The organism is Brevibacillus fortis, from assembly GCF_046196545.1.
GTDB classification, from domain to species: domain Bacteria; phylum Bacillota; class Bacilli; order Brevibacillales; family Brevibacillaceae; genus Brevibacillus; species Brevibacillus fortis_A.
Genome location: NZ_CP176370.1, coordinates 228,281 through 254,506 on the forward strand (window position 1 = coordinate 228,281; position 26,226 = coordinate 254,506).

Sequence of the window (26,226 nt, forward strand, 5' to 3'; positions counted from 1 at the left end):
GGACGGACGGTTATCGTCCTGTTGGATATGGAAAAAGCATGGTATGTACTTCATACGTACTCAGGTTACGAAAACAAGGTGAAAACCAATCTGGAGAAGCGACTCGAGTCGATGGGCATGGAAGACAAGATCTTTCGCGTTCTTGTTCCCACTGAAGAAGAGGTGGAAACCAAGGATGGTAAGAAGCGCACCGTCACGAAAAAAGTGTTTCCTGGATACGTCCTTGTTGAAATGGTGATGACGGACGACTCTTGGTATGTCGTGCGCAACACCCCTGGGGTTACCGGCTTTGTCGGATCCACGGGTGCTGGCTCTAAACCGACAGCGCTGCGTCCTGAAGAGGCCGATACGATTCTCAAGCAAATGGGAATCGAAATTCCCAAGATCAGAGTCGATTATGCTCTCCGTGATATGGTGCGCGTCATAGATGGTCCATTTTCCAATCGCACCGGGGAGATTATCGAGATTCACCCGGACAGGCAGAAGGTTCGCGTATTGGTGGACATCTTCGGTCGCGAAACACCGGTAGAGCTAGACTTTACACAAGTTCAAAAATTGGATTAGGATTCAACTTGAAAAGTATCGCGCTATGTGGTACATTTCATTTTGTTTTAACAATCCCACAACACTATTTGGGGTTTCTTGCACTCTCACTATAGATTCGGAAGTCTTTTACATAGAGACTTTCAAAAAACGGTGGGAGGGGGCATTCCCCCGTAATAACCACATGTGAAGTAAGGAGGTGTGTTACGTGGCTAAGAAGGTTATCCGCGTAATTAAATTACAAATCCCAGCAGGTAAAGCGAATCCTGCACCTCCAGTAGGTCCGGCCCTCGGTCAAGCTGGTGTAAACATCATGGGATTCTGTAAAGAATTCAATGCTCGCACTGAAAGCGAAGTAGGTATGATCATTCCGGTGGAAATCACCGTGTTTGAAGACCGTTCTTTCACTTTTATCACAAAAACTCCTCCAGCTGCAGTTCTGTTGAAGAAAGCTGCTGGTATCGAGTCAGGTTCTGGCGTACCAAACAAAACAAAGGTTGCTACGCTGAAGCGTGATAAAGTTCGTGAAATCGCAGAACTGAAGCGTCCTGACCTGAATGCTGCATCCGTAGAAGCGGCTATGCGCATGGTAGAAGGTACAGCTCGTTCTATGGGTATCGTAATCGAAGACTAATTGTCTTGAGTGCAAGGGGGCACAGACATTGTGCCCCCCTGTCTGTGGGAGGATCAACCGCTACGACCACATTGAAGGGAGATTTAATCATGGCGAAAAAAGGTAAGAAATATCAAGAGGCTGTAAAGCTCGTTGATAAAAACAAAGTATACGAAGTAGCAGAAGGTATTGAGCTGGTTAAAAAAGCAGCTACTGCTAAGTTCGATGAAACTGTTGAAGCAGCTTTCCGTTTGGGTGTAGACCCTAAGCGTGCTGACCAACAAATCCGTGGCGCTGTTGTATTGCCACATGGTACTGGTAAAGTACAACGTGTTCTCGTATTCGCTAAAGGCGAAAAAGCAAAAGATGCTGAAGCAGCTGGCGCAGACTTCGTAGGCGATGCAGACATGATCGCGAAAATTCAAGGTGGCTGGTTCGACTTTGACGTTGTAGTAGCTACTCCTGACATGATGGGTGAAGTAGGTAAATTGGGTCGTGTTCTCGGTCCAAAAGGCCTGATGCCAAACCCTAAGACCGGTACTGTTACTTTCGATGTAACAAAAGCGGTTAACGAAATCAAAGCAGGTAAAATTGAATACCGCGTAGACAAAGCTGGTAACATCCACGCTCCTATCGGTAAAGCATCCTTTGATGCTGACAAGCTGGCTGACAACTTGGCTGCTCTGACGGATGCACTGAACCGTGCGAAACCGGCTGCAGCAAAAGGTGTTTACATGAGAAATGTAACCCTGAGCTCTACTATGGGCCCTGGTGTACGTGTAGCTGTAAAATAATGACACTTGACTTCCTTTATGGGAGTTGTTAAGATAGTCCCTGTTGATGAAAAGAATATGCCGTAGACAGAAGGCGCGGTGCTTGTGAAAGTAACGCTTAATATCCCTCCGAGGCGTGTAATGTACGAATGAGGAAACGCTGTTTTCCTTTGACGATATAGCATTATGCCCTCGTGAGTCTGCGAGGGCATTCTTCATTTTCTAGGATTAGAGCACGGGAGGTGTAAACAATGGCAGAAATTCGTCCAACCGTTATTCGTGAAGAAAAGGTACAAGCGATCAACGAAATCGCAACTAAGCTTCGCGAAAGCCAAACTACAGTGGTAGCTGACTATCGCGGTCTGACAGTAGCACAAGTAACTGAGCTCCGTAAGCAATTGCGTGAAGCTGGTGTTGAGTTCCAAGTGTTGAAAAACTCTTTGACTCGTTTGGCTACTGAGAAGGAAGGCCTGACTGAACTGGATCAATATCTGACTGGACCGAACGCTTTGGCGTTCTGCACGGAAGATATCATCGCTCCAGCGAAAGTTATCGCTGAATTCGCGAAGAAAAACGACAAGCTGGAAATCAAGGGTGGCGTTATCGAAGGTAAAGTAGTTGGTGCTGATCAAATTAAAGAATTGGCGTCCCTACCAAACCGCGAAGGTCTCTTGTCCATGCTTCTTTCCGTCCTGCAAGCTCCAATGCGCAACGTTGCACTGGCAGTCAAAGCAGTGGCAGAACAAAAAGAAGGTCAAGGCGCGTAATCGCCTGATCGGTTAATGTTTTACAAATACGATTCCTTGAATGGAGGATTTTAAAATGGGTAAAGAGCAAATCTTGGAAGCCATTAAAGGCATGTCCGTTCTCGAACTGAACGACCTGGTAAAAGCAATCGAAGAAGAATTCGGCGTAACTGCTGCTGCTCCTGTAGCTGTAGTTGCTGGTGGCGGAGCAGAAGCTGCTGCTGAGCAAACTGAGTTCACTGTTAACCTGGTAAGCGGCGGCGCTTCCAAAATCAACGTAATCAAAGTTGTTCGCGAGCTGACTGGCTTGGGTCTGAAAGAAGCAAAAGACCTGGTAGACAACGCTCCAAAAACACTCAAAGAGGGCGTTTCCAAAGACGAAGCAGAAGCTCTCAAAGCAAAACTCGAAGAAGCTGGCGCACAAGTAGAAGTAAAGTAAGTTAGCTTCCTTTAGGAAATCCCCCTTGCCTGCGGCAGGGGGTTTTTCTGTAAGGTTTTGATGAATGCATGTTGAAACGATGAGGAAGGGTGAATCACACGTGGCAGACCACTACTACACCAATCGACCGGGTGCTGCACATGACGAACAGCAATTTACGTTTATGCTCCGTGGCAATGAGCTTCGTTTCATTACTGATGCAGGCGTTTTTTCCCGAGACCGGATTGACTTTGGAAGTGTATTGCTCATCGAGAACATGGAAATCGACAGTCATGCGCGTGTGCTCGATGTGGGCTGTGGGTATGGTCCGATGGGCTTGACGGCTGCCAGACTTGCTGAACATGGTCGGGTAACGATGATCGATGTGAACGAGCGTGCGGTGAACCTGGCTCGTCGTAATGCAGAAGCAAATGGAATAAAAAATGTCGAGGTTCGAGTGAGTGATGTTTATAGCGGCGTGCAAGGTGAGCAGTTTGACGTCATTCTGACCAACCCGCCCATTCGCGCGGGCAAGGAAATCGTTCATCGCATTTTCGTGGAAGGTTACGATCTGTTGGTTGATGGTGGAGAAATGTGGGTTGTCATTCAAAAGAAACAAGGCGCCCCATCTGCATTGAAGAAACTACAGGAAATGTACCGTGAAGTGATAGAAGTAGATCGGGAAAAGGGCTACCACATATTCCGTGCAATCAAATAAGCAAGAAGAAATCATTAGAAATCTTTTCTTGACGCGAATAATTGATTGTGGTAGTATTATAAAATGTCAATATGGGATAAATGTCTATTTTTCAGCAATTCCCTGTCTGTCAAGCGTTTCTACTTTTTTCCTAAGATAGGAATGTTTGCGTGAGAACATGGGAATTCTTTTAAAATAGAGTTTCTCTGGGTTAAAAATGGTTGAAACTGCTTTAACCCATTTTTATTTTTAGGCATTCGAATGCGACTGAAAGAAGTTGCCGAATGCCGAGTTTCTATGTGTGAAAACACAACCTGAGGGGTGAATAAGTTGGCAGGTAAAGTGATTCAAAGTGGCCGACACCGCCAGCGTCGTACGTATTCACGTATTAACGAAGTGCTGGGCCTTCCAAATCTCATCGAGATTCAACAAAAGTCCTACCAATGGTTCCTTGATGAGGGGCTCCGTGAGATGTTCCAAGACATTTCGCCAATCCAGGACTTCACAGGTAATCTCGTGCTGGAGTTTATCGACTACAGCTTGGGAGAGCCGAAGTACGATGTTGACGAGTCGAAAGAACGTGACGTCACCTATGCGGCGCCTCTGCGTGTGAAGGTACGTTTGTTGAACAAAGAGACGGGAGAAGTGAAGGAACAAGAAGTATTCATGGGGGATTTCCCGCTCATGACCGAAACGGGAACCTTCATTATTAATGGTGCTGAGCGCGTTATTGTCAGCCAGCTTGTTCGTTCCCCCAGTGTATATTACAACACCAAAGTGGACAAAAACGGCAAGCAGACGTTTACAGCTACAGTAATCCCGAACCGGGGTGCTTGGCTGGAGCTGGAGACCGATGCGAAGGACGTTATTTATGTCCGCATCGACCGTACGCGAAAAATCCCGGTAACGGTTCTTTTGCGTGCGTTGGGCTTTGGTTCCGACATTGAGATTCTCAACTTGCTGGGTGAAGATGAATACATCAAGAACACGCTGGAAAAAGACAATACCGATTCTACGGAAAAAGCGCTCATTGAAATCTACGAGCGTCTTCGTCCGGGTGAGCCACCAACAGTCGAAAATGCGAAGAGCCTCTTGATCTCTCGTTTCTTCGACCCTAAGCGCTATGATTTGGCTTCTGTTGGTCGTTACAAAATGAACAAAAAGCTTCATTTGAAAAACCGTCTGTACAACCAACGTTTGGCTGAAACGCTGATCGATACGACAACAGGTGAAATTTTTGCCGAAGCAGGTCAAATGATTGACCGTCGTGTTCTGGATCGCATCTTGCCAGCGCTGGAAGGCAATGTCGGCTTTATCGATGTTCGCACACATGGCGGTGTACTGGAAGATGAAGCGATTCATTTGCAATCTATCAATATTTTCTCTCCGATCGAAGATGGCAAGATCATCAAAGTAATCGGAAACGGAAATGTAGATAAGTCCTTCAAACATATTACGCCGGCGGATATCGTATCGGCGATCAACTATTTCATGAACCTCCTGCACAGTGTAGGTTCAACAGACGATATCGACCACTTGGGCAACCGTCGTCTGCGTTCCGTGGGTGAGCTTCTGCAGAACCAGTTCCGTATCGGTTTGTCCCGTATGGAGCGTGTGGTTCGTGAGCGCATGTCCATCCAGGATCAAAACCAAATTACACCGCAAGCTCTCATTAATATCCGTCCAGTGATTGCATCACTGAAGGAGTTCTTTGGTAGCTCGCAGCTGTCCCAGTTCATGGATCAAACAAACCCATTGGCTGAGCTGACGCATAAACGCCGTCTGTCCGCACTCGGACCTGGTGGCTTGACGCGTGAGCGCGCGGGCTTCGAAGTGCGCGACGTTCACCATTCCCACTACGGTCGTATGTGTCCAATTGAGACGCCAGAGGGACCAAACATTGGTTTGATCAACTCCCTGTCTTCCTTTGCACGCATTAACGATTACGGATTCATCGAAACGCCTCGTCGTAAAGTAGATCCGGAAACAGGCTTCGTGTTGACTGATATCAGCTACTTGACTGCTGATGAGGAAGACGTGTTCAACGTGGCACAGGCGAATCAGCCACTTGATCATGATGGCCGTTTCGTAAACGACATGGTAATCTGCCGTCGTAAAGGTGAGATCTTGAGTGTACCGCGCGACAAGGTAGACTTCATGGACGTATCGCCGAAGCAGGTTGTATCCGTAGCGACAGCGTTGATTCCGTTCCTCGAGAACGATGACGCCAACCGCGCACTGATGGGTTCAAACATGCAGCGGCAGGCCGTTCCGCTTTTGATTCCACAAGCGCCGTTTGTCGGTACTGGTATGGAGCATAAAGCAGCGCAAGACTCCGGCGTGGCGATCGTTGCCAAGAATCCGGGTCAGGTAGAGCGCGTAACGGCTCGCGAAATCTGGATTCGTCGTTACCAAGAAATCGACGGCAGAAAAGTTGCTGGCGATCTCGATAAATACAAAATGCACAAGTTTATCCGTTCCAACCAAGGTACCTGCATCAACCAGCGTCCAATCGTAAGCACTGGAGACTGGATTGAAAAAGGCGATATCATTGGGGACGGCCCATCCACTGAAAAAGGTGAATTGGCTCTCGGTCGTAACGTAATCGTTGCGTTTATGACGTGGGAAGGATACAACTACGAAGACGCGATTCTTCTGAGTGAAAAGCTTGTAAAAGATGACGTTTATACGTCTATCCATATTGAAGAATACGAGTCCGAAGCTCGCGACACCAAGCTGGGTCCAGAGGAAATCACTCGCGATATTCCAAACGTCGGGGAAGATGCTCTGAAAAACCTGGACGAACGCGGTATCATCCGTGTTGGTGCGGAGATTCAGGACGGCGACATTCTCGTTGGTAAGGTTACTCCTAAAGGGGTTACTGAGCTGACAGCAGAAGAACGCCTCTTGCATGCTATCTTCGGTGAAAAAGCTCGTGAAGTTCGTGATACGTCCCTGCGCGTACCGCATGGTGGTTCCGGTATCATCGTAGACGTAAAAGTATTTACGCGTGAGAATGGCGATGAATTGCCACCAGGTGTAAACCAACTCGTTCGCGTTTACATCGCCCAAAAACGGAAAATCTCCGTGGGTGACAAAATGGCCGGTCGACATGGTAACAAAGGGGTTATTGCCCGCATCATGGCGGAAGAAGATATGCCGTTCCTGCCAGATGGCTCTCCAGTAGAGATCGTACTCAACCCGTTGGGCGTACCTTCGCGTATGAACATCGGTCAGGTATTGGAGACTCACTTGGGTATGGCAGCGAAGCTTCTGGGTATCCACGTAGCAACGCCGGTATTCGACGGTGCACGTCAGGCAGAAGTATTCGAAACGTTGGATGAAGCAGGTCTGGATCGTGACGGAAAAACGATCTTGTTTGATGGTCGTACAGGTGAACCGTTTGACCGCCGTGTAACGGTAGGTTGCGTATACATGCTGAAACTGGCTCACTTGGTTGACGACAAAATCCATGCTCGTTCTACTGGTCCTTACTCTCTTGTTACGCAGCAGCCATTGGGTGGTAAAGCTCAATTCGGTGGACAGCGTTTCGGGGAGATGGAGGTTTGGGCATTGGAGGCATACGGTGCTGCCTACACCTTGCAAGAAATTCTTACTGTCAAGTCGGATGACGTCGTGGGCCGCGTGAAAACGTACGAAGCGATCGTTAAGGGCGAGAACGTTCCAGAACCAGGTGTTCCAGAGTCCTTCAAGGTATTGATCAAGGAACTCCAGAGCTTGGGTATGGACGTGAAGATTCTGTCCGGAGACGAGCAGGAGATTGAAATGCGTGAAATGGAAGACGAGGATGAAGGCAACGGTGAAAAACTGAACCTCGTTCTCGAAGGCGGAAGCTTGAACGAAGAGTAAGATTCCGGTACCAAGGGAGGTAACGCCCTGTGATTGACGTGAACAACTTCGAATATATGAAGATCGGCTTGGCTTCCCCCGATAAGATCCGTTCGTGGTCTTTCGGGGAAGTAAAGAAGCCAGAGACGATCAACTACCGCACACTGAAACCGGAAAAAGACGGCTTGTTCTGCGAACGCATCTTTGGACCAACCAAGGACTGGGAATGCCATTGCGGTAAATACAAGCGTGTTCGTTATAAAGGTGTTGTGTGCGACCGTTGTGGCGTGGAAGTGACCCGCGCCAAAGTACGGCGTGAGCGTATGGGGCACATTGAACTGGCTGCCCCAGTTTCTCACATCTGGTACTTCAAAGGGATTCCAAGCCGTATGGGCTTGGTGCTCGACATGTCCCCTCGTTCCCTGGAAGAAGTAATCTACTTTGCTTCTTACGTAGTAACCGATCCAGGTGACACTCCTCTCGATAAAAAGCAACTGCTCTCCGAAAAAGAGTATCGCAACTATCGTGAGAAATACGGCCACTCCTTCCAAGCGATGATGGGAGCAGAAGCGATCAAACGCCTGCTTGCTGAAATCGATCTGGATAAAGACGTGGAAACGTTAAAAGAAGATTTGAAAACGGCACAAGGCCAGCGTCGTAACCGTGCGATCAAGCGTCTGGAAGTGCTCGAGGCATTCCGTAACTCCGGTAACCACCCGGATTGGATGGTTCTCGACGTACTGCCGGTTATCCCGCCAGAGCTTCGTCCAATGGTTCAGTTGGATGGTGGACGTTTTGCCACTTCTGACCTGAATGACCTGTACCGCCGTGTAATCAACCGTAATAACCGTCTGAAGCGCCTGCTCGAACTGGGTGCTCCTGACATTATCGTACAAAACGAGAAACGCATGCTGCAGGAAGCAGTAGACGCGCTCATCGACAACGGTCGTCGTGGACGTCCGGTAACAGGACCAGGTAACCGTCCTTTGAAATCTCTCAGCCACATGCTGAAAGGTAAACAAGGTCGTTTCCGTCAAAACCTGCTCGGTAAGCGTGTTGACTACTCCGGTCGTTCCGTTATCGTTGTAGGACCTAACCTGAAGATGTACCAGTGTGGTTTGCCAAAAGAAATGGCGCTGGAGCTCTTCAAGCCGTTCGTGATGAAAGAGCTGGTTTCCAAAGGCCTCGCTCACAACATCAAGAGCGCAAAGCGCAAGGTTGAGCGCGTTCAGCCAGAGGTATGGGACGTTCTCGAGGACGTTATTCGTGAACACCCGGTACTGTTGAACCGTGCCCCCACCTTGCACCGTCTGGGTATCCAGGCATTCGAACCAGTTCTGGTTGAAGGCCGTGCGATCCGTCTGCATCCGCTCGTTTGTACAGCGTACAACGCGGACTTCGATGGTGACCAAATGGCGGTTCACGTTCCGTTGTCTGCTGAGGCACAGGCGGAAGCCCGTATCCTCATGTTGGCAGCGCAGAACATCTTGAACCCGAAAGACGGTAAACCGGTAGTAACACCATCCCAGGACATGGTGCTTGGTTCCTACTACCTGACACTGGAACGTGAAGGCGACAAAGGCGAGGGTACGATCTATCGCGATCCTCACGATGCGATTGCCGCTTATCAGCAAGGCTTTATCAGCCTGCATACGCGCATTGCTCTGCCAGCGAAACGCCTGAACAAAACCAGCTTTACTGAACGCCAAGAGAACGCGCTTCTCGTAACGACAGTAGGGAAAGTGATCTTCAACGAGATATTCCCTGCAGATCTGCCGTTCATCAATGCACCGACCAAGGCTAACCTGCAATTTATGGTTCCAGACGAGTGCTTTATCTTTGATAAAGGTACAAATGTTACAGAGTTCATCAAGAACCTGCCTGACCCGGGTGCGGTAAAGAAAGGCTTCTTGGGAACCATCATTTCCGAGTGCTTCCGTCGCTTTGGTACGATGAAAACGTCCATGATCCTCGACAGAATCAAGGAATTGGGCTTCACGTACTCGACAAAAGCAGGTATCACGATTGCCGTAGCGGACATTGCGGTACCAGGAAAGAAAAAAGACATCCTCGACGCAGCAGACGAGAAGGTTGCAACTGTTATGACGCAGTTCCGTCGCGGTTTGATCACCGAAGACGAGCGCTATGACCGCGTAATCTCCATCTGGTCCAAAGCGAAGGATGAAGTAACAGAAGTTTTGATGAAGTCCATGGATAAGTTCAATGCGATCTTCATGATGGCGAACTCCGGTGCCCGTGGTAACGTATCCCAGATCACTCAGCTGGCTGGTATGCGCGGTCTGATGGCAAACCCATCCGGTCGAATCATCGAGTTGCCGATTAAATCCAACTTCCGTGAAGGTCTGACGGTATTGGAATACTTTATCTCCACGCACGGTGCGCGTAAAGGTCTCGCCGATACAGCGTTGCGTACAGCGGACTCGGGTTACCTGACTCGTCGTCTGGTAGACGTTGCTCAAGACGTGATCGTACGCGAAACCGATTGCGGAACAGATAAAGGTATCCGTGTAACAGCAATTAAGGATGGTAAAGAAGAAATCGAGAAGCTGTCTGATCGTCTGGTTGGACGTACTTGCTTCGAGACTTTGCGCCACCCTGAGACAAAAGAAATCATCGTGCACCGCAATGAGGAGATCTCTGAAGAGGTTGCCGAGTATATCGAAAAAGAAGGTATTACTTCCGTATATATCCGTAACGTATTGGCTTGCCGCACCAGTCATGGTGTCTGCAAACTTTGCTACGGACGCAACCTGGCAACAGGAGCCGAGGTGGAAGTGGGAGAAGCAGTTGGTATTATCGCTGCTCAGTCCATTGGTGAGCCGGGTACCCAGCTGACCATGCGTACTTTCCATACCGGTGGGGTTGCGGGAGACGATATTACCCAAGGTTTGCCGCGTATTCAGGAGTTGTTTGAGGCGCGCAATCCGAAAGGGCAAGCAGTCATCTCCGAAATCGATGGTGAAGTTGTCGATATTCGCGAAGGAAAAGATCGTCGCGAGATCGAAGTACGTGGAGAAGCGGAAAACAAAGTGTATGCAGCACCGTATGGCTCGCGCATCAAGGTTTCTGTTGGTGTCAAGCTGAATGCCGGTGACGAGCTCACGGAAGGTTCCGTAGACCCGAAAGAAATGCTCAAAGTTCGTGGTATGCGCGGCGTTTCCAACTACATCTTGCAAGAGGTACAAAAAGTTTACCGTATGCAAGGGGTAGAAATTAACGACAAGCACGTAGAGGTTATGATTCGTCAGATGCTGCGCAAATTGCGTGTTATCGACAGCGGAGATACAGACCTCTTGCCAGGTTCCTATGTTGAGGTTCCAGAATTTGAGCAAGCGAACGCAAAAGTTCTCATGGAAGGCAGAAATCCAGCAGTGGGCCGTCCGGTTCTTCTGGGGATCACCAAAGCATCCCTCGAAACCGACTCCTTCCTGTCGGCAGCATCCTTCCAGGAAACGACACGCGTTCTTACCGATGCAGCGATCAAAGGAAAAGTGGACCGCTTGCTAGGTTTGAAAGAGAACGTTATTATCGGGAAGCTGGTTCCAGCAGGTACCGGTATGTCACGTTACCGCAATGTAAAAGTTGCTAGTCAAGTAGATTACGAAGCAGAGCTGGAAGCAGCGAAGGCTGAGCAAGAAGCAGTTTCTGTAGAGTAATTGCAGGAAAAGCGCCCATCACTGATTGTTGGGCGCTTTCCTAAATAAAAAATATCAAATGGGCGTTGACAACAACTAGCCCACCTGATATTATATTCAAGTGTGCCTGACATCTGTACTTTGGAGGATATGAGAATCATGTCTTATGAAAAAGTCGAGCGGGCCAAGGACTTGACAATCGGCATTAAGCAGACGATTAAAGCTGTTGAAAACCAACAGGTAGAAGCAGTGTATATCGCTGTTGATGCAGATAAGCGTTTGACCCAAAAAGTCGAGCTCCTTTGCAAAGAGAAGGGTGTTCCAGTCATTCATGTAGATTCCATGCGTCGTTTAGGCAAAGCGTGCGGAATTGAAGTGGGAGCGGCTACTGCTGCGATTAAAAAAAGTGGTTAACGATGTTTTTGTCTGTGGTTACACGTTGCGTAATGCTGGACAAGGACTTTCTATTTGACCTAAAAATGACTCACCTGGATCTGTGGTCTTGAAGATTGGGTATTAAGAAGGGAGGTAACATCATGCCTACAATTAACCAATTGGTGCGTAAAGGTCGCGAGGATAAGGTTGTGAAGTCGAAGTCCCCAGCTCTTCAAAAGGGGTACAACAGCTTCAAGAAAAGCCAAACCAACCAAAGCTCTCCTCAAAAACGTGGTGTTTGCACTCGTGTAGGTACCATGACTCCGAAAAAACCGAACTCCGCGTTGCGTAAATACGCTCGTGTGCGTTTGACAAACGGAATCGAGGTAACAGCTTACATCGGTGGTATCGGCCACAACCTGCAAGAGCATAGCGTCGTGCTGGTGCGCGGCGGTCGTGTAAAAGACTTGCCAGGGGTACGCTACCATATCGTTCGTGGTGCTCTTGACACTGCTGGTGTGAACAACCGTAAACAAGGTCGTTCCAAATACGGTACTAAGCGTCCGAAGCCAGGTCAAGCAGCAGCGAAGAAGTAATAAGAAAAGCGCCTGTGAAGTGGCGTGAATTTATATCGAAAAGAAGGAGGGAATACGATGCCTCGTAAAGGTCCTGTAACCCGTCGTGACGTGCTGCCTGATCCTATTCACAACAGCAAGTTGGTTACTCGTTTGATTAACCGCCTGATGTTGGATGGTAAGCGTGGTGTAGCTCAGAACATTCTCTACAACGCATTTGACATCATCCAGGAGCGCACAGGTCGCAACCCGATGGAAGTGTTTGAAGAAGCACTGAAAAACGTAATGCCAGTACTGGAAGTTAAAGCTCGCCGTGTAGGTGGTGCTAACTACCAAGTACCAATCGAAGTAAAACCGGAGCGCCGTACCACTCTTGGCCTGCGTTGGATGGTTAACTACTCCCGTAACCGTGGAGAGAAAACCATGGAACAACGTCTTGCTAACGAGATCATGGACGCTGCTAACAACACCGGTGCAGCAGTTAAAAAGCGTGAAGACACGCACAAGATGGCTGAAGCGAACAAAGCGTTTGCTCACTATCGCTGGTAGAAATTGAATCGGGTGTCCGCTTTGGATACCCGTTTATTCTCAAACTCGAGTATGGAAGGAGCATACCTAATGGCTCGCGAGTTCTCTTTGCCGAATACGCGTAATATCGGTATCATGGCTCACATCGATGCTGGTAAGACGACGACTACTGAGCGTATTCTGTTCTACACTGGTCGTGTTCACAAAATTGGTGAGGTGCACGAAGGTGCAGCTACCATGGACTGGATGGAACAAGAGCAAGAGCGCGGTATTACCATTACTTCGGCTGCTACTACTGCTCAATGGGCTGGTCACCGTATCAACATCATTGATACACCAGGTCACGTAGACTTCACTGTAGAAGTTGAGCGCTCCCTGCGCGTTCTTGACGGTGCTGTAACCGTTTTTGACGCAAAAGGTGGCGTTGAGCCGCAAACCGAAACAGTATGGCGCCAAGCTGACCGCTATGGCGTACCGCGCATGTGCTACATCAACAAAATGGATATTATGGGTGCTAACTTTGATATGTGCTTGGGTCAGATTAAATCTCGCCTGGGTGCAAATCCTGTAGCTATCCAATATCCAATCGGTGCAGAAGATCAATTTAAAGGTATGGTTGACCTGATCGAAATGAAGGCAATCGTATATACCGATGATTTGGGTAAAACTTCTGACTCCGCTGAAATCCCTGCTGACCTGCTCGCTCGTTGCGAAGAACTTCGTATGGCGATGGTTGAGGCAGCTGCAGAACAAGACGAAGAGCTCATGATGAAGTACTTGGAAGGCGAAGAGCTGACCAACGACGAAATCCGTGCTGCTCTGCGTAAGGGTACTATCGAGTGCAAACTGACGCCGGTAATGTGCGGTTCTTCTTACAAGAACAAAGGTGTTCAGCCTATGCTGGACAACGTAGTTGCTTACCTGCCGTCTCCGGTAGATATCCCTGCAATTAAAGGTACATTGCCAGATACTGAAGATGAAGTTGATCGTCCAGCTGACGACAACGGTCCGTTCTCTGCTCTTGCGTTCAAGATCATGACTGACCCGTATGTTGGTCGTTTGACTTTCTTCCGCGTATACTCCGGTGTACTGAACTCCGGTTCTTACGTTCTCAACTCTACCAAGGGTAAACGTGAGCGCGTTGGCCGTATCCTGCAAATGCACGCAAACCACCGTGAAGAGATCACAACGGTTTACTCCGGTGACATTGCAGCAGCTGTAGGTTTGAAAGATACAACAACTGGTGATACTCTGTGTGATGAAAAGGCTCCTGTAATCCTCGAGTCTATGGACTTCCCAGAGCCAGTTATCTCTGTTGCGATCGAACCAAAATCCAAAGCAGACCAAGACAAGATGGGTATCGGCCTGTCCAAGCTGGCTGAAGAGGATCCAACGTTCAGAACTCGTACAGACGAAGAGACTGGTCAAACTATCATCTCCGGTATGGGTGAGCTTCACCTGGAGATTATCGTTGACCGTCTGAAACGCGAATTTAAAGTTGAGTCGAACGTTGGTGCTCCACAGGTTGCTTACCGTGAAACATTCCGTAACGCAGCGAAAGTGGAAGGTAAATTCGTTCGTCAGTCCGGTGGTCGTGGTCAATACGGTCACGTTTGGGTGGAATTCGCTCCACTCGAAGCTGGTCAAGGCTTCCAATTCGAAAACAAAATCGTTGGTGGTGTAGTACCACGCGAATACATCCCTGCTGTTCAAGCGGGTATCGAAGAGTCTATGAAAAATGGTGTTATCGCCGGCTTCCCGCTGGTTGATATCAAAGCTACTATCGTAGACGGTAGCTACCATGATGTTGACTCTAACGAGATGGCATTTAAAGTAGCAGGTTCCCTCGCATTGAAGGAAGCTGCGAAAAAATGTGGCGCAGTACTGCTCGAGCCAATCATGAAAGTAGAAGTTACAATGCCAGAAGAGTACATGGGCGACGTAATGGGCGACCTGAACTCCCGCCGCGGTCGTATCGAAGGTATGGAAGCTCGTGCAAATGCACAAGTAATCCGTGCAATGGTACCACTGTCCGAGATGTTCGGTTACTCCACAATTCTTCGTTCCCGTACCCAAGGCCGTGGCGTTTACTCCATGGTGATCGACCACTACGAAGAAGTACCTAAATTTATCGCTGAAGAGATCATCAAGAAATCTAAAGGCGAATAATTACAGGTTACAGCTTTATCTTGCAATCAGAAAGGTTTACAATATGGAAGGGACAACCATTCGTAAGGTAAACCTTTCTTCAAACCATAAAACCCTTATCTATAAGGAGGCTTTTCTCTCATGGCAAAAGCGAAATTTGAGCGTAATAAACCACACGTTAACATTGGTACTATCGGTCACGTTGACCATGGTAAAACTACCCTGACTGCTGCTATTACAACTGTATTGGCACAAACAGGTCAAGCACAAGCTATGAACTATGCATCTATCGACGCTGCTCCAGAAGAAAAAGAGCGGGGTATCACTATCAACACTGCTCACGTTGAGTACGAAACTGAAAACCGTCACTATGCTCACGTTGACTGCCCTGGTCACGCGGACTACGTGAAAAACATGATTACTGGTGCTGCTCAAATGGACGGCGCGATCCTGGTTGTATCCGCAGCTGATGGCCCTATGCCACAAACTCGCGAGCACATCCTGCTCTCCAAGCAAGTAGGCGTACCTTACATCGTAGTATTCATGAACAAATGCGACATGGTAGACGATGAAGAGTTGTTGGAACTGGTTGAAATGGAAATCCGTGACCTGTTGTCTCAATATGAGTTCCCAGGTGACGACACTCCAGTAATCAAAGGTTCTGCTAAAGAAGCTTTGGATAACCCAACTGGCGAGTGGGCTAAGAAAATTGGCGAACTGATGGAAGCTGTTGACAGCTACATCCCAACTCCTGAGCGTGCAACTGACAAGCCGTTCCTGATGCCTGTAGAGGACGTGTTCACGATCACTGGTCGTGGTACTGTTGCTACTGGTCGTGTAGAGCGCGGTATCGTTAAAGTCGGTGACCAAGTAGAAATCATTGGTCTGGCTGAAGAAACTAAAAACACAACTGTAACTGGTGTTGAGATGTTCCGCAAATTGCTGGATCAAGCTCAAGCTGGTGACAACATCGGTGCTCTGTTGCGCGGTGTAGACCGTAACGACATCGAGCGTGGACAATGCTTGGCGAAACCAGGTTCCGTTAAGCCTTACACGAAGTTCAAAGCAGAAGTTTACGTTCTGTCCAAAGAAGAAGGCGGACGTCACACTCCTTTCTTTGCTAACTACCGTCCACAATTCTACTTCCGTACAACTGACGTAACAGGTATCATCCAACTGCCAGAAGGCGTTGAAATGATCATGCCTGGCGACAACACTGAGTTCACTGTTGAACTGATCGCTCCAGTAGCGATGGAACAAGGTACTCGCTTCGCGATCCGCGAAGGTGGCCGTACAGTAGGCGCTGGCGTTGTAGCTTCTATCGACGCGTAAGATATACGGATACACAAAACCCGACAACTTTGGTTGTCGGGTTTTTTTATGCCCTTTTATCGAATTTTTAAATAACTCCCATCAAAATCATTCAATTTTCCTCTCGTAGCAATATGCTACAATACCATCAGGATTGGATGGGGGATATTAGAGATGAAAAATAATGAGCGATTATTGTTTCTTATGCTTGCGGGTGTTGTCACGCTGTGGGGCTTGAACGTCGTCATGGTCAAGTATTTAACAACGTTTCCTCCATTATATGTCGCGGCTATACGCATGACTGTCGGTGGAATATGTTTATCGCCACTCATCTTCTTATACCGAAAGAGTTTGCGATTTAGCAAAACAGATTGGTTCTTGCTGGCCGGAGTCGGTGCTAGTTCTATCGCGCTTCACCAAATAACGCTTGCAGCCGGTGTTCAATACACAACGGCAGGAAATGCATCGCTTATTCTTGGATTAAATCCGTTGGCAACGGCACTCTTGGCGATGCTTTTCTTAGGGGAAGGCATGTCGTTGAAAAAAGGGCTTGGCATTGGAATGGGTTTTGCAGGAGTATTGATTGTCGTCATCTCTCAGCACGGCGGCCTTCACATGAATGGCTGGGGAGATGCCATTATGTTTTTCTCCATGCTCATGTATGTAACGGGTGGTTTACTCATACGGAAATTGGTCGTAAGAGGTGTACCGGTACTCTTAATTACAGCTTTATCGCAAATGTTTGGGGTCATCTTCTTGTGGGGAGTTGCATTGACTGTTCAACCTGCTTCCTATTATCTTTCTTTGGACGTTTCTTCCTTCCAGTGGCTTGTGATTTTTGCTTCAGGTGCGCTATCAACTGCGCTCGGCTCGGTCGGCTGGAATTATGGGATACGTCAGCTAGGAGCGAGTCGAACAGCTGTTTTCTTAAATGGAATGCCAATGGCCAGTTTGGTATTTGCGGCGATATTCCTGGGAGAAAGTCTTCAACTCGTACACTTACTAGCACTATGTATGATCGTAGGTGGTGTTTATTTGGGATCGCGTAGCTTGGTGAGACCAAAAGCTACACGTGCGGCAGCAACCTCTGATATAACAACAAAAGCGTAGGACAGGAATTGTCCTACGCTTTTTCTTATTGATCCCACTTATTCACCATATGGTGAGCAGTTAAACGCAAGCGATCAAAGATTTGCTTTCGAATTTCGCCTTCCAGTCCAGTCAGGTCCATGGCTTTATCCATACAAGAGAGCCAAGCTTCTGCCTGTATAGGTCCAATAGGGAACGGCATGTGTCGTGCCCGCAGCATCGGATGACCATGTGCGTCCGAATACAGGCTTGGACCACCGAGAAACTGTGTCAAAAACTGATATTGACGTTCCTTCACTTGGGTTAAATCTTCAGGGAAGAGGTCGGTAATGTCGGGATGCTGCTTTACCAGATCATAAAAGGTATCGACAAGACGGGCCAAGGTATCTGCACCGCCAATGATTTCATAAGGGGTTTGATTCACATCAGACATTGAGGAAAACCTCCATTTCATAACGATTACAAGCATAAGTATAACGTCTTCTTTCTATTATAGATAGATTACTCGGCGAGTTGGCAGGTAATCCCGCTTGCCTTTCTTCGCAGGAATCTGTAAGATGATCAAGGTGAGCCATTCAGTAGGCACACCATGTATAAAAAAATATACGGAAACCCAAGAAAAAACTTGCGTTGCCCAAATTTTTTTAGTACAATATTGAATGTTGGTCATGGACTTGCGATGATGTGGGAGGTTGCTGACACACCCGGGCCCTTTGCCATGACTGGGGTGCAGGATATTTCCACGGAGAAATGTCTGTTTAAAAAATGGGCGAAAAAGGAGGGACTTCAATGGCAAAGCAAAAGATTCGTATTCGTTTGAAGGCGTATGATCACAAAATCCTGGATCAGTCCGCAGAGAAAATCGTGGACACTGCGAAGCGTTCCGGTGCTAACGTATCCGGTCCAATTCCACTTCCTACGGAGAAAGCAATTTACACGATCCTGCGTGCGGTTCATAAGTACAAAGATTCTCGTGAGCAATTCGAGATGCGTACACATAAACGTTTGATCGATATCTTGAATCCAACACCACAAACAGTAGATGCTCTGATGCGTCTGGATCTGCCGTCTGGTGTGGACATCGAGATTAAACTGTAAGGTCCCAAAAAGCGATACACGCGCAGACGTTGTCTTGATAAGCGTGTTATACCAAGCAACAAACCCTTAAATGGCACCCCTGCGCATCGATGGGGACTTGATACAACATAAAACGTTTTACTGAAATAAGCACAGGAGGTGGCACAAATGACCAAAGGAATCTTAGGGAAAAAACTTGGAATGAGTCAAGTTTTTGGTCCAAACGGAACAGCGATTGCTGTAACGGTTATCGAGGCAGGTTCTAACGTAGTTCTTCAGAAGAAAGACGTTGCGAACGACGGTTATGAAGCAATTCAAATCGGCTTCGAAGACAAAAAAGAACAGCGCGCTAACAAGCCGGAAAAAGGCCATGCAGCAAAAGCTAACACTGCTCCTAAGCGCTTCGTTCGCGAAATTCGCGGAGTAAACCTCGCTGACTATGAGGTTGGTCAAGAGTTGAAGGCTGACATTTTTGCTGAGGGAGAATTCGTTGACGTTGCCGGCGTAACCAAGGGTAAAGGTTTCCAAGGTGCGATCAAACGTCACAATCAATCCCGCGGTCCTATGGCTCACGGTTCACGCTACCATCGCCGCCCAGGTTCTTTGGGTGCTGTCGATCCAGGTCGTGTATTTAAAGGCCAAACCCTGCCAGGTCAAATGGGTGGAGACAACGTTACCATTCAAAACCTGGAAGTGGTTAAAGTTATCGCAGAACGCAACTTGATTCTCGTGAAAGGCTCCGTGCCTGGTCCGAAAAACGGCTGCGTACTGGTTTCCACGGCAGTCAAGAAGAACTAGTAAGGAAAGGAGGAACTGACATGCCGAAAGTAGCTCTTTATAACCAAAGCGGTTCTCAAGTTGGCGAAATCGATCTGGCAGACAGCGTATTTGGGATTGAGCCTAACAGCGCAGTTCTGTACGATGCGATCGTGATGCAACAAGCATCCCAACGTCAAGGTACACATGATGTAAAGAATCGTTCTGAAGTACGTGGTGGTGGCCGCAAGCCATGGCGCCAAAAAGGTACAGGACGTGCACGCCAAGGTTCCATTCGCTCTCCGCAATGGAAAGGTGGCGGCGTTGTATTCGGTCCAACTCCGCGCAAATACGGTTACAAACTGAACCGTAAAGTTCGCCGTTTGGCACTGAAATCCGCACTCTCCGCAAAAGTACAAAGCAATGAAATTTTGGTTTTGGAAGCTCTGAACATTGCAGCTCCTAAAACGAAAGAAATGACAGTTGTTCTGAACAACTTGAAAGCAGATCGCAAAGTTCTGATCGTTACTTCCGAGTACGACCAAAACGTAGCTCTTGCTTCCCGCAATATTCCAGGTGCAAAAATCGTAGATGCTGCTGGCATTAACGTTCTTGATCTGGTAGCGCATGACAAAGTAATCGTGACGAAAGAAGCGATTGCGAAAGTAGAGGAGGTGCTCGCATAATGAAGAGCCTTCATGATGTCCTTAAACGCCCTGTCATTACCGAGCGCACCACTGATATGATGGCTGAGAAAAAGTACGTATTCGAAGTACCTCTCAAAGCCAACAAGACAGAAATCAAACAAGCAGTTGAAAAAGTATTTGGCGTAAAAGTAGAAGCAGTTAACACAGTTCGTGTACCTGCTAAACCAAAACGCTACGGAAAATACTCCGGTTACACATCCGAGTGGAAGAAAGCAATCGTTAAGCTGACTGATGACAGCAAAGAATTGGCCTTCTACGAGGGAGTATAACCTCGACGACTACCGAAAAGGAGGGTATTAACATGGGTATCAAAAAGTTTAAACCGACTTCTCCTGGTCGTCGCCAAATGACGGTTTCTACTTTCGAGGAGATCACCACGTCGACTCCCGAAAAATCCTTGTTGGCGCCTCTCAGCAAAAAAGCTGGTCGCAACAACCAAGGTAGAATTACCGTTCGTCATCAAGGTGGCGGTCACAAACGTAAATACCGTATTATCGACTTCAAACGCAACAAAGATGGTATCATTGGTCGCGTAGCAACCATTGAATACGATCCAAACCGTTCCGCTAACATCGCGCTGATCAACTATGCAGACGGTGAAAAGCGTTACATTATCGCCCCACAAAACCTGAAAGTGGGCGACCAGATTGTATCCGGAGCAGATGCCGACATCAAAATCGGTAACGCACTGCCAATGGAGAAAATCCCGGTAGGTACTACCATCCACAACATCGAGCTGAAACCTGGTAAAGGTGGCCAATTGGTTCGCGCTGCTGGTACTTCTGCTCAATTGCTTGGTCGTGATGGTGAATTTGTAATCGTACGCCTGTCTTCCGGTGAAACACGCCGCATTCATAATGTATGCCGCGCTACCATCGGTCAAGTAGGAAACCAAGATCACGAATTGCTGAACATCGGTAAAGCAGGACGTTCCCGCTGGTTGGGTATTCGCCCGACAGTTCGCGGTAGCGTAATGAACCCTAACGATCACCCACACGGTGGTGGTGAAGGTCGCGCTCCAATCGGTCGTAAGGCTCCTGTTACTCCTTGGGGTAAACCAACCCTGGGTCTCAAGACTCGTAAGAAGAAGAACAAGTCCGACCAGTACATCATCCGCCGCCGTAAAAAGTAAGGTAGGCTGATACTATAACCGAACGCCTTTGGCGAAGGGAGGTTCACTAATGGGACGTAGCTTAAAAAAGGGTCCTTTCGTGGATGACCACTTGATGAAAAAAGTTGACGAGCAAAATGAAAAGAACGAGAAACGTGTGATCAAAACATGGTCTCGCCGTTCCACCATCTTCCCTGATTTCGTAGGACACACGTTTGCAGTTTACGATGGCCGCAAACATGTACCTGTATACGTATCGGAAGACATGGTTGGTCATAAATTGGGTGAATTCGCACCAACTCGTACCTTCAAGGGTCACGTCGACAACGACAAGAAGTCCAAGAAGCGCTAATTTTCTCTTGACAGAGAGGAGGTACAAAGATGGAAGCAAAAGCAGTTGCACGCAATATTCGCATCGCGTCTCGTAAAGTCCGCCTGGTGGTTGACTTGATCAGAGGCAAGCAAGTAGGTGAAGCTTTGGCGATCTTGAAACATACGCCTAAAGCAGCTTCTCCGGTTGTTGAAAAGCTCCTGAAATCGGCTATTGCAAACGCTGAGCACAACTATGAGCTGGATCCAAATAGCTTGGTAGTTGGCAAAATCTTCGTAGACCAAGGTCCTACGTTGAAGCGTTTCCGTCCGCGCGCTATGGGTCGCGCTAGCCGCATCCATAAACGCACGAGCCACATCACAGTGGTACTAAACGAGAAATAAGGAGGGATTACGTGTGGGTCAAAAGGTAAGCCCGGTAGGTCTTCGGATCGGTGTCATTCGTGACTGGGAGTCCAAATGGTACGCTGACAAGGACTTCGCAACTCTGTTGCACGAAGACTTGAAAATCCGTAAGTATGTAAAAGGGCGTCTGAAGGATGCTGCTGTATCCACGATCGAAATCGAACGCGCAGCTAATCGCGTGAACGTTACGATTCACACCGCTAAGCCTGGTATGGTAATTGGTAAAGGTGGTTCAGAGGTTGAAACTCTGCGCAAAACTTTGACCGAACTGACTGGCAAACGCGTTCATATCAACATCAACGAAGTAAAACGTCCGGATCTGGATGCTACTCTGGTAGCTGAAAATATTGCACGCCAATTGGAAAACCGCATTTCTTTCCGCCGTGCGCAAAAGCAATCGATCACTCGTTCGCTGCGCTCTGGTGCTAAAGGTATCAAAACCTTGGTAAGCGGTCGTCTTGGCGGCGCGGACATCGCACGTTCTGAAGGTTACAGCGAAGGTACTGTTCCGCTTCACACATTGCGCGCTGACATCGACTACGGTACTGCTGAAGCACATACCACTTATGGTCGCATCGGTGTTAAAGTGTGGATCTATCGTGGAGAAGTCCTTCCAGCGAGAAAGAACGTCGCTACTGAGGAAGGAGGCAAGTAATCATGTTGACGCCAAAACGCGTGAAACACCGTAAACAACACCGCGGGAAAATGGCAGGTAACGCAAAAGGCGGTACCACTGTTGCGTTCGGTGAATACGGATTGCAAGCAATGGAACCATCTTGGGTAACCAACCGTCAAATCGAGGCTGCCCGTATTGCAATGACCCGTTACATTAAACGTGGTGGTAAAGTCTGGATTAAAATTTTCCCTGACAAACCAGTTACACAAAAACCGCTCGAAGTACGGATGGGTTCCGGTAAAGGTTCTCCTGAGAAATGGGTAGCGGTAGTGAAGCCAGGCAAGATCATGTTTGAACTTGCTGGTGTTCCTGAAGAAGTCGCTCGCGAAGCTATGCGTCTGGCTATGCACAAACTGCCTATCAAGTGCAAGTTCGTGAAGCGTGAAGAAGTGGGTGGTGACGCACATGAAGGCTAATGAGTACCGTAATTTGACCACTGCCGAGCTCGAACAAAACGTTACTTCTTTGAAAGAAGAGTTGTTCAACCTTCGTTTCCAGTTGGCTACGGGTCAACTCGAAACCACATCTCGTATCAAACAAGTGCGTAAGGATATTGCTCGTGCGAAAACCGTCCTGCGCCAGAGAGAATTGGGAATCGGCTAATTATAGGAAGGAGGTTTGAACGATGACCGCAGATCGCAATATGCGTCGAACCGTTGTAGGTCGCGTCGTTTCCGACAAGATGGATAAAACCATTGTTGTTCTTGTTGAAACTTACAAGACACACCCATTGTACGGTAAACGCATGAAATTCTCCAAAAAGTTCAAGGCTCACGATGAGAACAACGCAGCAAAAGTTGGCGACATCGTAGAAATCATGGAAACTCGTCCATTGTCTAAAGACAAGCGTTTCCGTATGGTACGTATCGTTGAAGAGGCAGTAATCGTATAAGTCAGATTTTCGGATAGATAAATCCGAAAGGAGGAACAGTAAATGATCCAAACTCAAACGAGATTGGCTGTTGCTGACAACTCCGGTGCTAAGGAACTCATGTGCATCAAGGTTCTGGGTGGTTCCGGTCGCAAAACGGCGAACATCGGGGATGTTATCGTGTGCTCCGTAAAATCCGCTACACCCGGCGGCGTTGTCAAGAAAGGTCAAGTAGTTAAAGCGGTTGTAGTACGCACAGCAAGTGGCGTTCGTCGTAACGATGGTTCTTACATCAAGTTCGATGAGAATGCAGCTGTAGTTATCAAAGACGATCAATCCCCTCGTGGTACTCGTATCTTTGGACCTGTGGCTCGTGAGCTCCGTGATAAAGATTTCATGAAGATCATCTCTCTGGCTCCAGAGGTTATCTAATTGAACGGCAAAACTCAGGCAGTTTGTTCGATAGGAGGTGCACCAAGCGATGCACGTTAAAAAAGGCGACACTGTTATCGTAAATGCGGGCAAAGATAAAGGCAAAAAAGGTCGCGTTCTCGCTGCTTATCCGAAGAAAGAACGCGTTCTGGTTGAAGGTATCAACCTCGTGAAGAAACACAGCCGTCCGTCCCAAGCTAACCCGCAAGGTGGCATTGTGACTCAAGAAGCAGCTATTCACGTATCCAACGTATCTTTGATCGATCCGAAGTCCGGAAAAGCTACTCGCATCGGTTACAAAGTATTGGATAGCGGCAAGAAAGTTCGGTACGCGAAAAAGTCTGGCGAAGTACTCGACAAGTAGTCAGGTTGGAAAGGAGGATATCCTAGATGGCAACAAGATTGAAAGAAAAGTATACGAGCGAAATCGTGCCTGGTTTGATGAGCAAGTTCAACTACACTTCCATCATGCAAGTGCCGAAAGTAGAAAAGATCATCATCAATATGGGTGTTGGCGAAGCGGTAGCTAACGCTAAGTCCTTGGATACTGCAATTGAAGACCTGCAAATCATCGCTGGTCAAAAGCCTGTAGTAACAAAGGCTAAGAAATCCATCGCGGGTTTCAAATTGCGTGAAGGTATGCCGATCGGTGCGAAGGTTACTCTGCGCGGCGAGCGTATGTACCACTTCCTCGACAAATTGATGAACGTATCTCTCCCGCGTGTTCGTGACTTCCGTGGAATTTCTTCCAAGGCATTTGACGGTCGCGGTAACTATACACTTGGTCTGAAGGAACAACTGATCTTCCCTGAGATCGAGTACGATAAAATTGATAAAGTTCGTGGTATGGACATCGTTATTGTTACTTCCGCGAAAACGGATGAGGAAGCTCGTGAGTTGCTGACTCAAATGGGTATGCCATTCCGTAAATAAACCCACTCGTAAGGAGGGAAGAATGTGGCAAAGAAATCAATGATCATCAAGCAACAGCGGCAGCCGAAGTTTGCAGTACGCGCGTACACTCGTTGCGAGCGTTGCGGACGTCCTCACTCCGTATTGCGCAAATTCAAACTCTGCCGTATTTGCTTCCGTGAACTTGCTTATAAAGGTCAAATTCCAGGCGTGAAAAAAGCAAGCTGGTAATTTGAAACGGGAAGGAGGTTTTCTCTCATGGTTATGACTGATCCAATCGCAGATATGTTGACACGAATTCGTAACGCCAACATGGTTCGCCACGAGAAAGTGGAAATCCCGGCGTCCACCATCAAGAAGGAAATCGCGCGCATTCTAAAAGAAGAAGGCTTCATCCGCGATGCGGAGTTTGTTGAAGACAACAAACAAGGAATCATCCGCGTATTCCTGAAATATGGTGCGAGCAACGAGCGTGTCATCACAGGTCTGAAACGTATCTCCAAGCCAGGACTTCGTGTTTATGCAAAGAACAATGAAGTACCTAAGGTTTTGGGTGGTCTCGGTTGCGCGATCATCTCTACATCCACTGGTGTAATGACTGACAAGCAAGCTCGTCAAGCTCATGTAGGTGGAGAAGTTCTCGCATACATTTGGTAATTAACAGATTGTAAATAGCACAGGAGGTGCACCACATGTCTCGTGTCGGTAGAAAACCGATCGTGGTCCCTGCAGGCGTTACCCTCACTCTGAACGGTACTGAGCTGACGGTAAAAGGCCCTAAGGGTCAACTCGTTCGTAGCTTCCATGAAGATATCAAAATCAACATCGCTGAAAACGAAGTAGTTGTTGAGCGTCCAAGCGATAACAAACTTCACCGTTCCCTGCATGGTACTACTCGTGCGCTGGTATCCAACATGGTAACTGGCGTATCTGAAGGCTTCACTCGTACCTTGGAACTGGTCGGTGTAGGTTACCGTGCTGCTAAGTCCGGCAACGGTGTTACTCTCTCTCTCGGTTTCTCCCACCCAGTGGAAGTTACTCCAGAAGAGGGTATCGAAATTGATGTACCAAACCAAACCACTTTGGTGGTAAAAGGTATCAACAAAGAGCGCGTAGGCCAAGTTGCCGCTGAAATCCGTTCTCTGCGTAAACCTGAGCCATACAAAGGTAAAGGTATCAAGTACAGCAATGAAGTGGTTCGTCGTAAAGAAGGTAAAAAAGGTAAATAAGCTTCTAGCTTCATGAGAAAGGAGGCCGCTTAATGTTTACGAAAGCTGATAAAAACAAAGCTCGGAAAAAACGTCATTTGCGAATCCGCAAACGCGTGATTGGTTCTACCATTCGCCCGCGTCTGAACGTATTCCGTTCTTCTAAGCACATCTACGCTCAATTGATCGACGATGCAACTGGCGTAACACTGGTATCTGCATCTTCTTTGGATAAAGAGCTGGGCCTGAATAATGGCGCTAACGTGGAAGCTGCTACAGCTGTTGGCACACTGATCGCTAAGCGTGCACAAGAAAAAGGTGCGACTGAAGTGATTTTTGACCGCGGTGGTTACATCTATCATGGACGTATTAAAGCACTGGCAGAAGCAGCTCGTGAAGCTGGTCTGCAATTCTAACAAC

33 protein-coding genes and 1 other annotated feature are annotated in these 26,226 nt (G+C 47.9%); of the genes, 32 read left to right on the top strand and 1 reads right to left on the bottom strand.

The window, feature by feature from the left end:
• Positions 1-27: 27 nt before the first annotated feature.
• From nusG to ACKKE8_RS01390, 14 genes are all read left to right on the top strand, one after another.
• Complete coding sequence (nusG, locus tag ACKKE8_RS01325) at positions 28-564, top strand: transcription termination/antitermination protein NusG (protein ID WP_017247036.1); 537 nt, start codon at positions 28-30, stop codon at positions 562-564.
• Positions 565-751: 187 nt separating this feature from the next.
• Complete coding sequence (gene rplK, locus ACKKE8_RS01330) at positions 752-1,177, top strand: 50S ribosomal protein L11 (protein WP_005828886.1); 426 nt, start codon at positions 752-754, stop codon at positions 1,175-1,177.
• A gap of 89 nt (positions 1,178-1,266) precedes the next feature.
• The gene (gene rplA, locus ACKKE8_RS01335) at positions 1,267-1,950 is read left to right on the top strand and encodes a 50S ribosomal protein L1 (RefSeq protein WP_017247037.1); all 684 of its coding nucleotides are present in this window, start codon (positions 1,267-1,269) and stop codon (positions 1,948-1,950) included.
• A gap of 42 nt (positions 1,951-1,992) precedes the next feature.
• Positions 1,993-2,155 (top strand) — a sequence feature (ribosomal protein L10 leader region).
• A 25-nt stretch (positions 2,156-2,180) separates the two neighbouring features.
• Positions 2,181-2,696 (top strand): 50S ribosomal protein L10, encoded by a 516-nt coding sequence (rplJ, locus tag ACKKE8_RS01340; protein ID WP_106841292.1) that lies wholly within the window; start codon positions 2,181-2,183, stop codon positions 2,694-2,696.
• A gap of 55 nt (positions 2,697-2,751) precedes the next feature.
• Positions 2,752-3,114, top strand: coding sequence for a 50S ribosomal protein L7/L12 (gene rplL, locus ACKKE8_RS01345; RefSeq protein WP_106841291.1), 363 nt, complete (start codon positions 2,752-2,754; stop codon positions 3,112-3,114).
• Between the two features lie 100 nt (positions 3,115-3,214).
• Entirely contained in the window at positions 3,215-3,811 is a 597-nt protein-coding gene (locus tag ACKKE8_RS01350; RefSeq protein ID WP_409176621.1) for a class I SAM-dependent methyltransferase, read from the top strand.
• A gap of 309 nt (positions 3,812-4,120) precedes the next feature.
• On the top strand, positions 4,121-7,660 hold the full coding sequence (rpoB, locus tag ACKKE8_RS01355) for a DNA-directed RNA polymerase subunit beta (protein ID WP_409176622.1): 3,540 nt from the start codon (positions 4,121-4,123) through the stop codon (positions 7,658-7,660).
• A gap of 29 nt (positions 7,661-7,689) precedes the next feature.
• Complete coding sequence (gene rpoC / locus ACKKE8_RS01360) at positions 7,690-11,316, top strand: DNA-directed RNA polymerase subunit beta' (RefSeq protein ID WP_409176623.1); 3,627 nt, start codon at positions 7,690-7,692, stop codon at positions 11,314-11,316.
• A gap of 138 nt (positions 11,317-11,454) precedes the next feature.
• Positions 11,455-11,709 carry a 50S ribosomal protein L7ae-like protein gene (locus ACKKE8_RS01365; protein WP_007716222.1) on the top strand — a complete coding sequence of 85 codons (255 nt, stop codon included), beginning with the start codon at positions 11,455-11,457 and terminating at the stop codon, positions 11,707-11,709.
• A 122-nt stretch (positions 11,710-11,831) separates the two neighbouring features.
• Positions 11,832-12,266, top strand: coding sequence for a 30S ribosomal protein S12 (gene rpsL, locus ACKKE8_RS01370; RefSeq protein ID WP_012683978.1), 435 nt, complete (start codon positions 11,832-11,834; stop codon positions 12,264-12,266).
• Positions 12,267-12,323: 57 nt separating this feature from the next.
• The gene (rpsG, locus tag ACKKE8_RS01375; protein ID WP_007716226.1) at positions 12,324-12,794 is read left to right on the top strand and encodes a 30S ribosomal protein S7; all 471 of its coding nucleotides are present in this window, start codon (positions 12,324-12,326) and stop codon (positions 12,792-12,794) included.
• A gap of 69 nt (positions 12,795-12,863) precedes the next feature.
• Positions 12,864-14,942 carry an elongation factor G gene (gene fusA, locus ACKKE8_RS01380; RefSeq protein ID WP_409176624.1) on the top strand — a complete coding sequence of 693 codons (2,079 nt, stop codon included), beginning with the start codon at positions 12,864-12,866 and terminating at the stop codon, positions 14,940-14,942.
• 120 nt (positions 14,943-15,062) lie between these two features.
• Entirely contained in the window at positions 15,063-16,253 is a 1,191-nt protein-coding gene (gene tuf / locus ACKKE8_RS01385; RefSeq protein ID WP_012683980.1) for an elongation factor Tu, read from the top strand.
• Positions 16,254-16,406: 153 nt separating this feature from the next.
• Positions 16,407-17,342 carry a DMT family transporter gene (locus ACKKE8_RS01390; RefSeq protein ID WP_409176625.1) on the top strand — a complete coding sequence of 312 codons (936 nt, stop codon included), beginning with the start codon at positions 16,407-16,409 and terminating at the stop codon, positions 17,340-17,342.
• A gap of 25 nt (positions 17,343-17,367) precedes the next feature.
• On the opposite strand, the gene ACKKE8_RS01395 is transcribed toward ACKKE8_RS01390, so the two are convergent.
• On the bottom strand, positions 17,368-17,754 hold the full coding sequence (locus tag ACKKE8_RS01395; protein WP_409176626.1) for a globin: 387 nt from the start codon (positions 17,752-17,754) through the stop codon (positions 17,368-17,370).
• Positions 17,755-18,110: 356 nt separating this feature from the next.
• Here ACKKE8_RS01395 and rpsJ point away from each other — a divergent pair, with 356 nt between their 5' ends.
• The 18 genes from rpsJ to rplR all read left to right on the top strand — a co-directional run bounded on the left by rpsJ (position 18,111) and on the right by rplR (position 26,222).
• On the top strand, positions 18,111-18,419 hold the full coding sequence (gene rpsJ, locus ACKKE8_RS01400) for a 30S ribosomal protein S10 (protein WP_007716236.1): 309 nt from the start codon (positions 18,111-18,113) through the stop codon (positions 18,417-18,419).
• A 147-nt stretch (positions 18,420-18,566) separates the two neighbouring features.
• On the top strand, positions 18,567-19,196 hold the full coding sequence (gene rplC / locus ACKKE8_RS01405) for a 50S ribosomal protein L3 (RefSeq protein WP_144618200.1): 630 nt from the start codon (positions 18,567-18,569) through the stop codon (positions 19,194-19,196).
• 20 nt (positions 19,197-19,216) lie between these two features.
• Positions 19,217-19,840, top strand: coding sequence for a 50S ribosomal protein L4 (rplD, locus tag ACKKE8_RS01410; RefSeq protein WP_007716242.1), 624 nt, complete (start codon positions 19,217-19,219; stop codon positions 19,838-19,840).
• Positions 19,840-20,130, top strand: a complete 291-nt coding sequence (gene rplW / locus ACKKE8_RS01415; protein WP_007716243.1) for a 50S ribosomal protein L23 — start codon at positions 19,840-19,842, stop codon at positions 20,128-20,130. Before rplD ends, rplW begins: the two co-directional genes overlap by 1 nt.
• 32 nt (positions 20,131-20,162) lie before the next feature.
• A complete protein-coding gene (gene rplB, locus ACKKE8_RS01420; RefSeq protein WP_007716245.1) occupies positions 20,163-20,993 on the top strand; it encodes a 50S ribosomal protein L2 in 831 nt (276 codons plus the stop codon).
• Between the two features lie 49 nt (positions 20,994-21,042).
• Positions 21,043-21,324, top strand: a complete 282-nt coding sequence (rpsS, locus tag ACKKE8_RS01425) for a 30S ribosomal protein S19 (protein WP_007716246.1) — start codon at positions 21,043-21,045, stop codon at positions 21,322-21,324.
• 29 nt (positions 21,325-21,353) lie between these two features.
• A complete protein-coding gene (gene rplV, locus ACKKE8_RS01430; protein ID WP_017247049.1) occupies positions 21,354-21,686 on the top strand; it encodes a 50S ribosomal protein L22 in 333 nt (110 codons plus the stop codon).
• Between the two features lie 13 nt (positions 21,687-21,699).
• Positions 21,700-22,362 (top strand): 30S ribosomal protein S3, encoded by a 663-nt coding sequence (rpsC, locus tag ACKKE8_RS01435; protein WP_007716248.1) that lies wholly within the window; start codon positions 21,700-21,702, stop codon positions 22,360-22,362.
• Positions 22,363-22,364: 2 nt separating this feature from the next.
• Positions 22,365-22,799, top strand: coding sequence for a 50S ribosomal protein L16 (rplP, locus tag ACKKE8_RS01440; protein ID WP_007716249.1), 435 nt, complete (start codon positions 22,365-22,367; stop codon positions 22,797-22,799).
• On the top strand, positions 22,789-22,986 hold the full coding sequence (gene rpmC, locus ACKKE8_RS01445) for a 50S ribosomal protein L29 (protein ID WP_007716250.1): 198 nt from the start codon (positions 22,789-22,791) through the stop codon (positions 22,984-22,986). Before rplP ends, rpmC begins: the two co-directional genes overlap by 11 nt.
• Before the next feature lie 22 nt (positions 22,987-23,008).
• A complete protein-coding gene (rpsQ, locus tag ACKKE8_RS01450) occupies positions 23,009-23,275 on the top strand; it encodes a 30S ribosomal protein S17 (RefSeq protein ID WP_007716251.1) in 267 nt (88 codons plus the stop codon).
• 42 nt (positions 23,276-23,317) lie between these two features.
• Positions 23,318-23,686 (top strand): 50S ribosomal protein L14, encoded by a 369-nt coding sequence (rplN, locus tag ACKKE8_RS01455; RefSeq protein WP_017247050.1) that lies wholly within the window; start codon positions 23,318-23,320, stop codon positions 23,684-23,686.
• Between the two features lie 49 nt (positions 23,687-23,735).
• A complete protein-coding gene (gene rplX / locus ACKKE8_RS01460; protein WP_017247051.1) occupies positions 23,736-24,050 on the top strand; it encodes a 50S ribosomal protein L24 in 315 nt (104 codons plus the stop codon).
• Positions 24,051-24,076: 26 nt separating this feature from the next.
• On the top strand, positions 24,077-24,619 hold the full coding sequence (gene rplE / locus ACKKE8_RS01465; RefSeq protein WP_007716254.1) for a 50S ribosomal protein L5: 543 nt from the start codon (positions 24,077-24,079) through the stop codon (positions 24,617-24,619).
• A 24-nt stretch (positions 24,620-24,643) separates the two neighbouring features.
• The gene (locus tag ACKKE8_RS01470) at positions 24,644-24,829 is read left to right on the top strand and encodes a type Z 30S ribosomal protein S14 (RefSeq protein ID WP_005828830.1); all 186 of its coding nucleotides are present in this window, start codon (positions 24,644-24,646) and stop codon (positions 24,827-24,829) included.
• A gap of 27 nt (positions 24,830-24,856) precedes the next feature.
• Positions 24,857-25,255: a 30S ribosomal protein S8 gene (rpsH, locus tag ACKKE8_RS01475; protein ID WP_007716262.1), complete on the top strand. Its 399-nt coding sequence runs from the start codon at positions 24,857-24,859 to the stop codon at positions 25,253-25,255.
• A gap of 35 nt (positions 25,256-25,290) precedes the next feature.
• Positions 25,291-25,827 (top strand): 50S ribosomal protein L6, encoded by a 537-nt coding sequence (gene rplF, locus ACKKE8_RS01480; RefSeq protein WP_088910289.1) that lies wholly within the window; start codon positions 25,291-25,293, stop codon positions 25,825-25,827.
• A 32-nt stretch (positions 25,828-25,859) separates the two neighbouring features.
• Positions 25,860-26,222, top strand: coding sequence for a 50S ribosomal protein L18 (gene rplR / locus ACKKE8_RS01485; RefSeq protein WP_017247053.1), 363 nt, complete (start codon positions 25,860-25,862; stop codon positions 26,220-26,222).
• Positions 26,223-26,226: the final 4 nt, after the last annotated feature.

Bases quoted from the DNA above. Each gene is read 5' to 3' on its own strand.
- rplB (WP_007716245.1), top strand. From the start codon at position 20,163: ATGGGTATCAAAAAGTTTAAACCGACTTCTCCTGGTCGTCGCCAAATG.
- rpsH (WP_007716262.1), top strand. From the start codon at position 24,857: ATGGTTATGACTGATCCAATCGCAGATATGTTGACACGAATTCGTAAC.
- rplP (WP_007716249.1), top strand. From the start codon at position 22,365: ATGTTGACGCCAAAACGCGTGAAACACCGTAAACAACACCGCGGGAAA.
- rplX (WP_017247051.1), top strand. From the start codon at position 23,736: ATGCACGTTAAAAAAGGCGACACTGTTATCGTAAATGCGGGCAAAGAT.
- rplD (WP_007716242.1), top strand. From the start codon at position 19,217: ATGCCGAAAGTAGCTCTTTATAACCAAAGCGGTTCTCAAGTTGGCGAA.
- rplE (WP_007716254.1), top strand. From the start codon at position 24,077: ATGGCAACAAGATTGAAAGAAAAGTATACGAGCGAAATCGTGCCTGGT.
- ACKKE8_RS01365 (WP_007716222.1), top strand. From the start codon at position 11,455: ATGTCTTATGAAAAAGTCGAGCGGGCCAAGGACTTGACAATCGGCATT.
- rplA (WP_017247037.1), top strand. From the start codon at position 1,267: ATGGCGAAAAAAGGTAAGAAATATCAAGAGGCTGTAAAGCTCGTTGAT.
- ACKKE8_RS01390 (WP_409176625.1), top strand. From the start codon at position 16,407: ATGAAAAATAATGAGCGATTATTGTTTCTTATGCTTGCGGGTGTTGTC.
- tuf (WP_012683980.1), top strand. From the start codon at position 15,063: ATGGCAAAAGCGAAATTTGAGCGTAATAAACCACACGTTAACATTGGT.
- nusG (WP_017247036.1), top strand. From the start codon at position 28: ATGGAAAAAGCATGGTATGTACTTCATACGTACTCAGGTTACGAAAAC.
- fusA (WP_409176624.1), top strand. From the start codon at position 12,864: ATGGCTCGCGAGTTCTCTTTGCCGAATACGCGTAATATCGGTATCATG.
- rplW (WP_007716243.1), top strand. From the start codon at position 19,840: ATGAAGAGCCTTCATGATGTCCTTAAACGCCCTGTCATTACCGAGCGC.
- rplV (WP_017247049.1), top strand. From the start codon at position 21,354: ATGGAAGCAAAAGCAGTTGCACGCAATATTCGCATCGCGTCTCGTAAA.
- rplC (WP_144618200.1), top strand. From the start codon at position 18,567: ATGACCAAAGGAATCTTAGGGAAAAAACTTGGAATGAGTCAAGTTTTT.
- rpsG (WP_007716226.1), top strand. From the start codon at position 12,324: ATGCCTCGTAAAGGTCCTGTAACCCGTCGTGACGTGCTGCCTGATCCT.
- rplF (WP_088910289.1), top strand. From the start codon at position 25,291: ATGTCTCGTGTCGGTAGAAAACCGATCGTGGTCCCTGCAGGCGTTACC.
- rplL (WP_106841291.1), top strand. From the start codon at position 2,752: ATGGGTAAAGAGCAAATCTTGGAAGCCATTAAAGGCATGTCCGTTCTC.
- rpsJ (WP_007716236.1), top strand. From the start codon at position 18,111: ATGGCAAAGCAAAAGATTCGTATTCGTTTGAAGGCGTATGATCACAAA.
- rplR (WP_017247053.1), top strand. From the start codon at position 25,860: ATGTTTACGAAAGCTGATAAAAACAAAGCTCGGAAAAAACGTCATTTG.
- rpsL (WP_012683978.1), top strand. From the start codon at position 11,832: ATGCCTACAATTAACCAATTGGTGCGTAAAGGTCGCGAGGATAAGGTT.
- rplN (WP_017247050.1), top strand. From the start codon at position 23,318: ATGATCCAAACTCAAACGAGATTGGCTGTTGCTGACAACTCCGGTGCT.
- rpsQ (WP_007716251.1), top strand. From the start codon at position 23,009: ATGACCGCAGATCGCAATATGCGTCGAACCGTTGTAGGTCGCGTCGTT.
- ACKKE8_RS01395 (WP_409176626.1), bottom strand. From the start codon at position 17,754: ATGTCTGATGTGAATCAAACCCCTTATGAAATCATTGGCGGTGCAGAT.
- rplJ (WP_106841292.1), top strand. From the start codon at position 2,181: ATGGCAGAAATTCGTCCAACCGTTATTCGTGAAGAAAAGGTACAAGCG.
- rpmC (WP_007716250.1), top strand. From the start codon at position 22,789: ATGAAGGCTAATGAGTACCGTAATTTGACCACTGCCGAGCTCGAACAA.
- rpsS (WP_007716246.1), top strand. From the start codon at position 21,043: ATGGGACGTAGCTTAAAAAAGGGTCCTTTCGTGGATGACCACTTGATG.